At 45.0% G+C, this 12,465-nt stretch carries 9 protein-coding genes; all 9 read left to right on the top strand.

What is annotated here, in order from left to right:
- Positions 1-20 precede the first annotated feature (20 nt).
- Positions 21-1,103 carry a nicotinate-nucleotide--dimethylbenzimidazole phosphoribosyltransferase gene (gene cobT, locus CLOSA_RS12160; protein WP_013273068.1) on the top strand — a complete coding sequence of 361 codons (1,083 nt, stop codon included), beginning with the start codon at positions 21-23 and terminating at the stop codon, positions 1,101-1,103.
- Positions 1,100-1,678 carry a bifunctional adenosylcobinamide kinase/adenosylcobinamide-phosphate guanylyltransferase gene (locus CLOSA_RS12155; RefSeq protein WP_013273067.1) on the top strand — a complete coding sequence of 193 codons (579 nt, stop codon included), beginning with the start codon at positions 1,100-1,102 and terminating at the stop codon, positions 1,676-1,678. The genes cobT and CLOSA_RS12155 overlap by 4 nt, the downstream gene beginning before the upstream one ends.
- A gap of 283 nt (positions 1,679-1,961) precedes the next feature.
- Positions 1,962-3,599, top strand: coding sequence for a response regulator transcription factor (locus CLOSA_RS12150; protein WP_013273066.1), 1,638 nt, complete (start codon positions 1,962-1,964; stop codon positions 3,597-3,599).
- A complete protein-coding gene (locus CLOSA_RS23180) occupies positions 3,586-5,499 on the top strand; it encodes a sensor histidine kinase (protein ID WP_013273065.1) in 1,914 nt (637 codons plus the stop codon). The genes CLOSA_RS12150 and CLOSA_RS23180 overlap by 14 nt, the downstream gene beginning before the upstream one ends.
- A gap of 118 nt (positions 5,500-5,617) precedes the next feature.
- Positions 5,618-6,541 carry a carbohydrate ABC transporter permease gene (locus tag CLOSA_RS12140; RefSeq protein ID WP_013273064.1) on the top strand — a complete coding sequence of 308 codons (924 nt, stop codon included), beginning with the start codon at positions 5,618-5,620 and terminating at the stop codon, positions 6,539-6,541.
- A gap of 13 nt (positions 6,542-6,554) precedes the next feature.
- Positions 6,555-7,388 carry a carbohydrate ABC transporter permease gene (locus CLOSA_RS12135; RefSeq protein ID WP_013273063.1) on the top strand — a complete coding sequence of 278 codons (834 nt, stop codon included), beginning with the start codon at positions 6,555-6,557 and terminating at the stop codon, positions 7,386-7,388.
- A gap of 66 nt (positions 7,389-7,454) precedes the next feature.
- Positions 7,455-9,623, top strand: coding sequence for a 1,3-beta-galactosyl-N-acetylhexosamine phosphorylase (gene gnpA / locus CLOSA_RS12130; RefSeq protein ID WP_013273062.1), 2,169 nt, complete (start codon positions 7,455-7,457; stop codon positions 9,621-9,623).
- A 125-nt stretch (positions 9,624-9,748) separates the two neighbouring features.
- Positions 9,749-10,924, top strand: a complete 1,176-nt coding sequence (locus tag CLOSA_RS12125; protein WP_013273061.1) for a glycoside hydrolase family 88 protein — start codon at positions 9,749-9,751, stop codon at positions 10,922-10,924.
- A 14-nt stretch (positions 10,925-10,938) separates the two neighbouring features.
- Positions 10,939-12,354 carry an alpha-L-fucosidase gene (locus CLOSA_RS12120; RefSeq protein ID WP_013273060.1) on the top strand — a complete coding sequence of 472 codons (1,416 nt, stop codon included), beginning with the start codon at positions 10,939-10,941 and terminating at the stop codon, positions 12,352-12,354.
- Positions 12,355-12,465 lie beyond the last annotated feature (111 nt).

The following is a 12,465-nucleotide window of genomic DNA, read 5'->3' as shown; positions in this document are numbered from 1 at the left end:
GCTTGGAAAGGTTTTAAAGGATGAATGAAGAACTTAGGGAATATCTGTTACAGATACGGCCTCTTGAGGCTGTCTCCATGGAGATGGCCCGCAAACGGTGGTCACAGGTGGCAAAGCCGCTTAACAGCTTAGGTGTCCTGGAAAATGACATAGTAAAGATGGCAGGAATCATGGAAACTTCAAGGGTGGAGCTGGACAAGCGGGCGCTTGTCATCCTGTGTTCGGACAATGGGATCGTGGAGGAAGGGGTCACCCAGACCGGCAGGGAGGTAACAGCCCTTGTAGCGGAGAACATGACAAAAGGAGAAAGCTGCGTCTGCATCATGGCGGACCGGGCCGGAGTGGAGGTATTTCCTGTGGATATAGGGGTTGCCAGGGATTTGGTTTCCGGTGTTCGACATCCCCTGATTACCAGAAAGACCGCTTACGGAACGAAAAATTTCCACAGGGAGCCTGCCATGAAGCGGGAAGAGGCAGTGCAGTCCATAGAAACAGGTATCAGACTGGTCAAGGAACTGGCGGAAGCAGGCTATCATCTGATTGCAACCGGAGAAATGGGAATCGGAAATACCACCACCAGCAGCGCAGTTGCTTCCTTACTGTTAAAGAAAGCACCGGAAGTTCTGACAGGAAGAGGGGCTGGATTAAATGATGAGGGCTTAAGGAGAAAGCTTGGAGTCATTAAGAAGGCAGTGGATACATATGGTCCGGCATGCCGGGATACCATAGATGTTCTTGCCTGCGTGGGAGGCTTTGATCTGGCAGGGCTTACAGGCGTGTTTTTAGGCGGAGCCATTTACCGGATACCGGTGCTGGTGGACGGGTTTATTTCGGCAGCGGCAGCCCTTGCGGCGGACCGGATTTATCCGGGCTGCCGCAACTATATGCTGGCTTCCCATGTGTCCGCAGAGCCTGCAGGCAGGCTGCTCCTTGACCAGCTGGAGCTGGCACCTCTCATACAGGCAGGCATGTGTCTGGGTGAGGGAACAGGGGCAGTGTCTGCGATTCCCCTTCTTGACATGGCTGTCAGTGTTTATACAAAGATGAGCTCCTTTGAAGAAATAAAGATTGAAGCATATAAACCAATGGGAGGCGGATCATGATCACTTTGATTGTGGGAGGAAGCGGAAGCGGAAAATCAGAATATGCGGAAAGCCTGGTTATGAGCCTGGGAGAGGGAAGACGGATCTACATTGCCACCATGAAACCCTGGGATGAGGAATGCAGACGCAGGATCGAGCGGCACAGACAGATGAGAGCTAAAAAGCAGTTTGAAACCGTCGAATGCTACCGGGGTCTTAAGGGGCTTAAACTGGACATCAGCAGAATCCAGCCGTCAACAGTTCTTTTAGAATGCATGTCCAATCTGGTTTCTAATGAGCTTTTTGGCTTGGGAGAAGAAGGAGAGACCCGGCCTTTGGAGGGGGCCTTGGCCGTGGAGGAGATCCTGACAGGGGTCAGGAAAATAGAAGAAACGGCCGGGCATTTATTCATTGTGACAAATGAGGTTTTTTCCGATGGGGACAGCTACAACCAGGAAACCAGGGCCTACCGGAAGGCACTTGGGGAAATCAACCGGAGAATTGCAGAGATTTCCCATGCAGTAATAGAAGTGGTGGCAGGAATCCCGGTTACCGTGAAAAAGGCCGGAGATCTCCATGAAAGATACAGGATGTAGGATAAAAGGGCGTCTTAAAAATAACATTCGACTCCAAGCGTTGCAGCAGGCATTGATCATGCAGGTTTTCCACATGGACTTTGCAGGAGAGAATTGTTTTTAGGACGCCTTCCCTGCGTGTAAAAGCCCTTTCTAAGTCTGCATTATCTATTTCATTCCAGCGGACACAAAGGCATCAGACGGGCCTAGAGCGCATAAAGCTTTTGATTCGGCATGCAAATAGAAAAGAGGCTTGAGTAGATAAGGGAGTTTGTTATATAATATGGCGGGATGGAGGTAAGAGATGTATAAACTGTTGGTGGTTGAGGATGAAAAATCGATCGCATATGGGATCGCAAACAGCATTGAATGGGAAAAATGGGGGTTTGTCATAAGCGGCGTCTGCAGCAATGGAATAGAAGCGCTGGAACAGATAAAAAAGGACAAGCCACATGTGGTGCTTTCCGATATCCGGATGCCGGAAATGGATGGAGTAGAACTGATGCAGCATTTAAACCAGCATTATCCGGAAATCAAGATCATCATTTTAAGCGGATATAATGATTTTGAATATTTGCAGATGTCCATTAAAAACCGGGTCATGGAATATCTCTTAAAGCCTACGGACCTTGATGAATTTGAGGTGACCTTCCGGAAAATAAAAGAGCGCCTTGATGAGGAAGGGAAAAAGGAATTAGAGGAAAGAGAATTAAAGTCATCCTATGAAGAGAGCAAAAGCTTAAAGCTTAGAAGGAAATACAATGCCCTGATCAAGGGTTACGGTTATCATGAGGAAGAGATGGAGGAAGAATTCTTCCGCCAGGGGGAAAAATGGTACGGAGTGGTGATGATCCATCTGGAAGTCCCAGGTACGAAAGATAAGAACGCCTTTTACCAGGACCAGATGAAGGTAGAGAAGATACTGAATGAAAGGGCCTCAAAGGATGGAATTAACGGTACCTATATCTGGAACTTCGAGGAGAAAATAACCGGCATCTTAAGTACTGGAGTGGAACCCCTGGAAGAGGAGCTGTATTCCTATGCAAAGCAGATGGCAGAGTCAGTTTTAGGAGAAAGCGGCATATCCATTTATGCCGGTATCAGCAACTTTTATACAGATTTCCAGATGCTGCCCCAATGCTATGAACAGGCCAAATGCTGTGTCAGTCAGAAGATATACAGCGAAGGCAAGAACCTGGTTATGACTTATAAGGAAATACAGGAGGCAGATTTTGATTATTACGCAGTTTCCTTTGATACGGGCCAGATTTTAAAGGAAATTATGGAACAGGAGGAAAATAAGGCGGAGGATATTTTGGATGGCATTTTTTCTGAATTTAAGGGAAAGATGATTCTGGATTATGATTATATCAACCGCCTAGGCCTAGAACTGCTGTTCAATCTATCAAGGGCCTTGCTCCGCTACGGTGTCCGGCTGGAGAAGGTGATGAAAAAGCTGGATTGTACCTATACCGGCATTTATTCCTTAAAAAGCCTGAAGGAGAAGAAGGAATTTCTATCCCGGATCCTGCGGGAGGTATCCAGAGAAATGGCGGGCATGAGGGGAGAATGGAGGAGCCAGAGCAGCCTTGCCCAGAAAATTAAGGAGATCGTTGACGAGGAATATGATTCCAACCAGATATCTCTGGAATATGTAGGGGCAAAGGTGCATAAGAATTCCGCCTATATTTCCAAAATTTTTAAAAATGAATTCGGCTGCAACTTCAGTGATTACATCATTACAAAGAGGCTGGAAAAGAGCAGGGAGCTTCTTGCAGACCCTGGGCGGAAGATCTATGAAATATCCCAGGAATTGGGCTGGGCAGACGTATCCAACTACATTAAGCTGTTTAAGAAAAAGTATGGGATAAGTCCGAAAGAGTACCGGAACATCCTTCAGCCGGAAGGCGGAAGCGGGGAAAAAGACAATGACAATGAATAAGAAAAAAGGGCAGGCAAAGAAAAGGAATATCGGATTAAAGCGCAGAATGCTGTATGGAATTCTGCAGGTGCTGATCCCTGTCATGGTGATCATCACCACACTGTTCTGGCATACACGAAAGGTCATGAAGCAGGAGTATATGCGCACGACCCAGAGCCGGATCACAGATATTGCCAATAAAATCGATGCCAAGCTTCAGGACATTTACAGTGTTTCCGACAATTTTGCGGCCAATGACCAGCTGAAAAAATACATTGAAAAGGAATATTCTCCTCAGGAACAGTTGTATAAAAAGCTTGACATTGTCAAGATTTACAGCAACATATTCGGAGCTTATGATATTTTAAACCAGCGGGAGAGGATCAGCGCCATATACACCTATAAGGGCGAATTATTCAATTTTCTGGATCCAAATAACGACACAGAAGAGGTAATCAGGAGACTGAGGGCCATGAACATAGAAGATCCGGATCTTTTGATGAAATTCCGCTGGTTTTCCCTCCAGGACAATTTCCTTCTCAGCGACCGGCCTGCAAAGGTCAGGGAAAGAAAGGCTGTCATGGGCATCCGGAGGATCTACTCCTGGGAAAAGGCCAGATATGAGTATGTACAGCTTTTTGCCTTAAAAGAGCAGGATATATATGAACAGTACAGGGAACTGGCAGAATCCATTCCCGGGGATATTTATGTAATCTCAGAGAATGGAAGTCTGATTTCTTCAAGCAATGAAAAGGCGGTGGAGTCAGGAGAGCTTTCAGAGAAGCTAAAGGCAGTGATCCTGGAACAGACAGGAGATTTAAACGAAGGTTGGGAGGCTTTGGGAAATCAGATGATCCAGGTAAAGTCCTCTGACGTCAATGACTGGAAGATCGTCATGGTGGTCCCGGTAAAATCAGTGACAAAGGAAGTGGATGTGTTGTACTACAGGATCTTCCTGGTCATGGTGGCGTGTGTGGGCCTATGTACCTTGATGATCTTTTATTTGTATAAAAGCTTCATGGATCCCATTGGGAAGCTGAATGCCTCCATGAAGGAGGTGTATGGAGGAAACCTAAATGCCTATGTTGAGGTAAAGCAGAAAAATGAAGTGGGAGATATGATCCGTTATTACAATTCCATGCTGGAACGGATCAATACCCACATTATTGAAGGCCTGCAGTCCGACAGGAAGAAAAAGGAGCTGGAGCTGGAAGTGCTCATGAGCCAGATTAATCCCCATTTTCTTTATAATACCCTGGAAAACATTGTGTGGATGTCCAATGAGGCAGGACGGCCGGACATTGGGCGGACGGCCGCATCCCTTGGGCGGATGTACCGTTTATCCATAAGCGGGGGACAGGTGATCGTTCCAATGGAACATGAGATCGAGCATCTTATGGCTTACGTAAAGATCCAGAAAAACCGTTATAAGGAAGATTTTGAATTCGATCTTATGACAGATATGCGGCAGATCCATGAACTGTATTCCTTAAAAATAATTTTGCAGCCCGCAGTGGAAAACTCCTTCCTGTATGGAATGACAGGCTTAAAGCATCCCATGATGATCCGTCTTACGGTGAAGGAAAAAGGAGGGTGGGTCATGATAAAAATCATGGATAATGGCCGCGGCATGGACAGGGAGAAATTAAAGGAAGTCCGGGATCAGATCCGTTTTGGGAAAACCAGTAAGGATGAGGAAGAGCAGAACAGACGAAGCACCGGCATCGGGCTGCACAGCATTGAAGCCAGAATCAAGCTGTATTTTGGTGTGGACCGGGCAGTTTCCATCTTCAGCAAAAAGGATACAGGAACCCTGACCGTCATAAGGATTCCCAGAATTACCCGGGAAGACATGGATGAACACGGCAATATGAGCGAATCAAGTAAGTCCACTGCTTTAAACGGGAAAAAGCGAAAATAACCAACAAATACAAAAATCGGCCTATGTTTATCGGGAAAAAATCCGTTAGAATAGAAGTAAGAGAAAGGAGATATTCCAAAGAGCCTTTCTTTCTAAAATAAAAATCGGAGGCAGGCCCATGAACAAGGGAAAAACACCAGTATTAAAAACAAAAGAAAAAACATCCATAGCCCAGAAAAAGGAAAACAGGTATGGGTGGCTGTTTATTTCGCCCTACCTGATTTTTTTCACTGTTTTCACAGGCATTCCTTTTGTTATTGCAATTGTGATGTCATTTTTAAACATGAAATATATTACCAGGCTGGACAACCTTAAATTTGTAGGATTTCAAAACTTTATAAAAGTATTCACCAACAAGGAGATCATGGGTTCTCTCATAAGAACCTTTCAATATTCCCTGGTATATGTACCCCTTATTATGATTCTTGGATTTGCATTGGCATTTATGCTGAACAACGGGGTCTATATGAAAAAAGCCATGCGTTCCCTGGTATTTATGCCTTACGTATCCAATATGGTGGCTGTGGCTGTAATTTTTAAGGTGCTGCTTGGAAATAACAGTCCCATAATCGTGGCCTTAAGAAATATGGGGTTTGACCCGCCGCTGCTTTTACTGAACTTAAAGCTGGCTCTTCCCACGGTAGCTATGATTTCCGTATGGAAAGGCGTTGGCCTTAACATGGTGGTCTATCTTGGAGCGCTGCAGGAGGTGCCCTCTGAGCTGCTGGAAGCGGCGCAGATTGACGGGGCAACAAAATGGCAGCGGATCCGCAATATCATCATACCAATGATTTCTCCCACCACCTTTTTCCTGGTAATCAGCTCCATTATCGGTTCCTTCCAGAACTTTACCTGCATACAGGCCCTTACTGAGGGAGGTCCGGGACAGGCAACCACCGTTATGTCCGTAAATATTGTCCGTACTGCATTTACAAAATATGAAACAAGTCTGGCAAGTGCAATGGCTTTCATCATGTTCGTACTGGTCATGATCGTAACGCTTATCCAATGGCGCGGACAGAAAAAATGGGTTAATTATTAGGGAGGAATGATCAATGACAAGCAAAAAGAAAAGTTTTAAGATAGCACTTACGGTTTTTATCCTGTTGATTGGGCTGGCATCTAATTTTCCGTTCCTGTTCATGATCTCCTCTTCCTTTAAGGTCAGCGGAGAAGTTATGAAATTTCCATGGCATTTGATTCCGGAAAACCCCACCCTGATGAACTTTGAGGCATTATTCACAAACGGCATTTATAACTTCCAGAAATGGTATTTCAATACCGTAATCATGACGGCTCTTACCATTGTGATTAAGATATTTTTTGTAAGCTTTACGGCATATGGTTTTGCAAGAATCAAATTTAAGGGAAAAGACGCAATCTTTCTTGTTCTGCTGTCAGCCATGATGATCCCCAGCGATATTATGATCATACCCAGATATATGATCTTTAAAAATCTGCACATCCTGGATACCATGTGGTCCTTAATCCTGCCAAGCTGTGTTGATGTGTATTTTGTATTCCTGCTTCGTCAGTCCTTCGTTTCCATTCCGGACTCCTTAAGTGAAGCGGCAAAAATTGATGGCTGCGGCCATTTCCGTATTTATTGGAAAATTATTTTCCCATTGGCCAAACCGGCCATTGCAACCATGGCCCTGTTTTCCTTTACCTGGTCCTGGAACGATTACATGGGTCCGTATCTGTACATATCAACCATGGATAAGCAGATGCTGTCCGTTGGAGTGAAGCTCTTTTCCTCCGGCTTAATCCAGGATTACGGAAGTCAGATGGCTGCGGCAACGGCTGTATTGCTGCCCATTCTGATTGCCTTCCTGTTCTGCCAGAAGTTTTTCATCGAAGGTGTTGCTTCCTCCGGTGTGAAGGGCTGATCATGAAATATAAGGGGCATATATGCCTTTGAAATGAAAAAAGATGAAATAGAAAGGGGATATAAGATGGAAAGAAAACTTACCGGAAGAGTCACTGTTCCCACGGATGTGGATATGATACAGGAGACAAAGGAGATTGCCAGGCGGTGGGGGGCCGATGCCCTGCGGGATTGTGATGGGACAGATATGCCAAAGGAGCTAAAGAAAATGCCCGTTAAAATCTACTCCACCTATTATACCACCAGAAAGGACAACGATTGGGCTATGGCCAACCCGGATGAAGTCCAGCAGGTATATTTGATGACGGAATTTTATACGGCAATGGATGAGGGCGGGCTTCGCATTCCTTTGATGAAGCATTTATACAAGGAGCAGTTAAAGCCTAATACCATTCATGACATCAAGCGCTGGTGGGAGGTGGTGGACCGCACCACAGGGGAACCTCTGGCAGCCAATGAATGGGAATATGAGGAAAGCACCCAGGAGGTCGTCATTTCCCTTCCCAAGCGTTATCACGATTATACCGTAAGCTTTCTGGCCTTCATAATCTGGGATCCGGTCCATATGTATAATTTCATTACCAACGACTGGCAGGATGTGGAACATCAGATCACCTTTGATGTGCGCCAGCCAAAGACCCGGAAGTACGTGATCGAAAAGTTAAACCGCTGGATGGAAGAAAATCCGGACAGTAATGTGGTGCGTTTTACTACATTCTTTCATCAGTTCACCCTTGTATTTAATGAATATGCAAAAGAGAAATTTGTCGACTGGTTTGGATACAGCGCCAGTGTCAGCCCCTATATTTTAGAACAGTTTGAAAAAGAGGTGGGTTACCCCTTCCGCCCGGAATATATCATTGACCAGGGATACCATAACAACACCAACCGGGTGCCCTCTAAGGAGTTCCGTGATTTCCAGGAATTCCAGCAGAGGGAGGTTTCCAGGCTTATGAAGGTTCTTGTGGATATCTGCCACGAGCACGGCAAGGAAGCCATGATGTTTTTGGGAGACCACTGGATCGGTACGGAACCGTTTGGAGAATATTTTAAACAGGTTGGACTGGATGCGGTAGTGGGAAGTGTGGGGAATGGAACCACTCTTCGTCTGATTTCCGATATTCCGGGAGTAAAATATACGGAAGGCCGTTTTCTGCCTTACTTCTTCCCCGATGTGTTCCACGAAGGGGGCGATCCCATAAAGGAAGCAAAGGTAAACTGGGTGACCGCAAGGCGTGCCATCTTAAGAAAACCGGTTGACCGGATCGGCTACGGCGGTTATTTAAAGTTAGCCCTGGAATTTCCGGAATTTATCCAGTACATTGAGGAAGTCTGTAATGAATTCCGCCTTCTTTATGAAAATGTGGGAGGACAAAGCCCGTACAGTCATTTCAAGGTGGGAGTGCTGAATTCCTGGGGAAAGATCCGTTCCTGGGGAACCCACATGGTCGCTCATGCCATTGATTATAAGCAGACCTATTCCTATGCCGGAGTGCTGGAAGCCTTAAGCGGAATGCCTTTTGACGTGGAATTCATCAGCTTTGAAGATGTGATCGCAGATCCGGATGTATTAAAGAAATGCAAGGTAGTCATAAATGTGGGCGACGCCTACACGGCTCCCAGCGGGGGCTCCTATTGGACCGAACCAAAGGTCAGCAGTGCCGTAAAGGCCTTTGTGGCCCAGGGAGGCGGATTGATCGGAGTGGGTGAACCATCGGCCTGCGAATATCAGGGCAGGTATTTTACTCTGGCAAATGTGCTGGGCGTTAACAAAGAAGTGGGTTTTTCTATGTCAACCGATAAATACAACTGGGAAGAGCACAGCCATTTTATTACAGAGGACTCCTCTGAAACCATTGATTTCGGGGAGGGGATGAAGAATATCTACGCTCTGTCTGAAGCTGAAATCTTAAAAAGGGACGGGGAGGATGTCCAGATGGCCGTCAACCGGTTCGGAGAAGGAAGAAGCGTATATATCAGCGGAATCCCTTATTCCTTTGAAAACTCCAGAATGCTTTACCGGGCAATCTTCTGGGCAGCAGGCTTGGAGCAGGAGATGAAGAAATGGTATAGCAGCAATTATAATATTGAAGTCAATTATTATCCGGCCACAGGCAAGTATTGTATTGTAAACAACACGTATGAGCCTCAGGAAACCGTGATTTATGACGGAAACGGCAAAGAATGTTCCATGAAGTTAAAGGCAAATGATATTTTGTGGTTTTCATTTTTGTAATCTGATGGCTCAGGAGAATACGCTTGTTATCCAGTTGCTCCCCGTTTTCCCGGGGAGCATTGTTTCCAAATTAAGATTGAAAGAATCTTTTTTCAAGCTTAAAAAATTAGAAAGGGCCCATGATTATGCAGACAAAGGAAACACTTGAAACTTATGAGGCAATTACATTAGCCGAAGTACGCAGTGCGCTAAACCATGTGGTTGCCCAAATCAGAAATAATATTTCAAAATTTTATGATCGTTTCCCGGCAGCGAGCAGCAATGATCAGATATATTCTGCTTCAGAAAACAATGACTGGACCAATGGATTTTGGACCGGACAGCTATGGCTGGCATATGAACAGACAAAGGAGGCGGTTTTTAAGGAGGCCGCCCTTTATAAAGTACCAGGCTTCCGGGACCGCCTGATCCATAGAATTGTAGTGGATCATCATGATATGGGATTTTTATACACACCCTCCTGTGTGGCAGCCTATAAACTTACCGGCGACAAGCTGGCAAAAGAAACTGCCTTGATGGCAGCAGACAACCTGATGGGACGGTTTCAGGATAAAGGAGAATTCTTTCAGGCATGGGGAAAACTGGGTGATCCTAAGGAATACCGGCTGATTATTGATTGTCTTTTGAATATGCCGCTGTTATTTTGGGCATCAAAGGAAACAAAGGAACTCAAATACCGGGAAGCAGCACTTCGCCATATTCGAACCTGCATGAAATATGTAGTCCGTGAAGATTCCTCTACATATCATACCTATTATTTTGATCCGGAGACAGGAAATCCGGTTGGCGGAGCAACGGCACAAGGGCATAGAGACGGGTCCATTTGGGCCAGGGGCCAGGCATGGGGAATCTATGGCTCGGCAATCGCTTATAAATATTGCCCTGACCCAGTGTACATGGAACACTTTAGAAAGATTACAGCCTGTTTTCTGGAGCATTTACCAAAGGATTTGGTACCTTACTGGGATTTTGATTTTTCAGATGGCAGTACAGAACCAAGAGACTCTTCATCCGGGGCAATCGCAGTCTGCGGAATGCTTGAGATGGCAAAGTTCCTGGAACCGGATGAAGCAAAAAATATTTTGCTGCAGGCAAAACGTTTGTTAAAGGCATTGACACAGCATTGTTTATACCGTACCTGGGATAACACCAACGGAATTTTACTTCATTCCACGTATGCAAAAAGTTCTCCATATAACACGGTAACGGATTGTGGCGTCGATGAATGTACCCAGTGGGGGGATTACTTTTATACAGAAGCGCTAGTACGGATGACCGGTCAGTGGGAAGTATACTGGTAGAAAAGAGAGTAAAAATGAAACTTAATGATGAGAGACTTATTAAAATCGTTCCGTCTGACAGGCAGGTAATGCTGCAGATGACAGAATTTTATGCATTTTTTCATTTTACAGTAAATACGTTTACCGGCACGGAATGGGGATATGGAACAGAATCACCGGAGATATTTAATCCTGATCAAATGGATGCATATCAATGGGTACAGGCTGTTAAAGCAGCAGGGATGAAAGGAGCAATCCTTACCTGTAAGCACCATGACGGATTTTGCTTATGGCCCAGTAAATACACAAAACATTCTGTAAAGTACAGCCCTTATGAGAATGGAAAAGGGGATATTGTAAAAGAAGTAGCGAATGCCTGTAAAAAAGCGGGTCTGAAATTTGGTATTTATCTTTCTCCCTGGGATCGGAATCAGAAAACCTATGGACAGGGGAAACCATATGATGATTATTTCGTATCACAGCTGATTGAACTTCTGACCGGATATGGAGATATTTTCAGTGTATGGTTTGACGGCGCCTGCGGGGAAGGCCCTAATGGTAAAAAGCAGGTCTATGACTGGCAGCGTTATTATGACACAGTGCGAAAATATATGCCAAATGCCTGCATATCCGTCAGCGGGCCGGATGTCCGCTGGTGCGGCAATGAGGCAGGTGATACACGTACCAGCGAATGGAGTGTTGTTCCGGCAGCTTTATCTTTCCCAGAGCGGGTGGCTGCTTTCAGCCAGCATAGTGATGACCCTTCTTTCCGGCAGAGGATTATAAGCAGTACGGAAGAGGATTTAGGAAGCAGAGAACGATTGGCTCAGGAACAGCATGGAATCTGGTATCCTGCAGAGGTAGATGTATCCATAAGGCCGGGCTGGTTTTACCATCCGGAAGAGGATGATAAGGTTCGGTCTTTGGAAAATCTGATGGATATTTACGAAAAATCCGTAGGAGGAAATGCTACCCTGCTTTTAAATATCCCTCCCATGCCCAAAGGACTGCTTCATAAGGAAGACGTAAAAAGGCTAAAAGAGCTGGGCTTGGAAATACAAAAAAGATACGGCAGAAACTTGGCGGAACAATCGGAAATTGTGGTCAAAGGAGTTAATGAATGGATGGCTGTTCATGGTATACAAACGGATGACTATGATACTTACTATCATGGAAACGGCCCTAAGGCAGAATTTAAGATTTCCTGGAATTCTCCTCAAAAGATTTCGGCAGTGATTTTAAAAGAAAACATACTAAAAAGCCAGAGAATTGAGGCTTTTGAAATTTTATCCATCAATCATGGAAAGCTTAAAAAAATATATCAGGGAACTACTGTTGGTTATAAGAAAATCGCACGATTTCCCCAGATCGAAACCGATACACTGGTGATACAGATAGTAGACTCAAGGATAGAGCCCACTCTTTCGTTTATTGGTATCTATGAATTATAAAAACGATTTTATGATAAAAATACCCATGGAATGATAAAAATAACACATAAAGTTAAAATACAACCTATATAAACCAGATAAAATGTCAGCTATAATGGGATTATAAACAAA

Source organism: [Clostridium] saccharolyticum WM1, assembly GCF_000144625.1.
Classification (GTDB): Bacteria; Bacillota; Clostridia; order Lachnospirales; family Lachnospiraceae; genus Lacrimispora; species Lacrimispora saccharolytica.
The sequence above is the reverse complement of the archived record's forward strand: the minus strand, read 5'-3'. Positions and strand labels throughout refer to the sequence as shown.

Excerpts from the sequence above, each read along its gene's own strand:
- CLOSA_RS12155 (WP_013273067.1), top strand. The coding sequence starts at position 1,100 with ATGATCACTTTGATTGTGGGAGGAAGCGGAAGCGGAAAATCAGAATAT.
- CLOSA_RS12125 (WP_013273061.1), top strand. The coding sequence starts at position 9,749 with ATGCAGACAAAGGAAACACTTGAAACTTATGAGGCAATTACATTAGCC.
- cobT (WP_013273068.1), top strand. The coding sequence starts at position 21 with ATGAATGAAGAACTTAGGGAATATCTGTTACAGATACGGCCTCTTGAG.
- CLOSA_RS12120 (WP_013273060.1), top strand. The coding sequence starts at position 10,939 with ATGAAACTTAATGATGAGAGACTTATTAAAATCGTTCCGTCTGACAGG.
- CLOSA_RS12140 (WP_013273064.1), top strand. The coding sequence starts at position 5,618 with ATGAACAAGGGAAAAACACCAGTATTAAAAACAAAAGAAAAAACATCC.
- CLOSA_RS12135 (WP_013273063.1), top strand. The coding sequence starts at position 6,555 with ATGACAAGCAAAAAGAAAAGTTTTAAGATAGCACTTACGGTTTTTATC.
- gnpA (WP_013273062.1), top strand. The coding sequence starts at position 7,455 with ATGGAAAGAAAACTTACCGGAAGAGTCACTGTTCCCACGGATGTGGAT.
- CLOSA_RS12150 (WP_013273066.1), top strand. The coding sequence starts at position 1,962 with ATGTATAAACTGTTGGTGGTTGAGGATGAAAAATCGATCGCATATGGG.
- CLOSA_RS23180 (WP_013273065.1), top strand. The coding sequence starts at position 3,586 with ATGACAATGAATAAGAAAAAAGGGCAGGCAAAGAAAAGGAATATCGGA.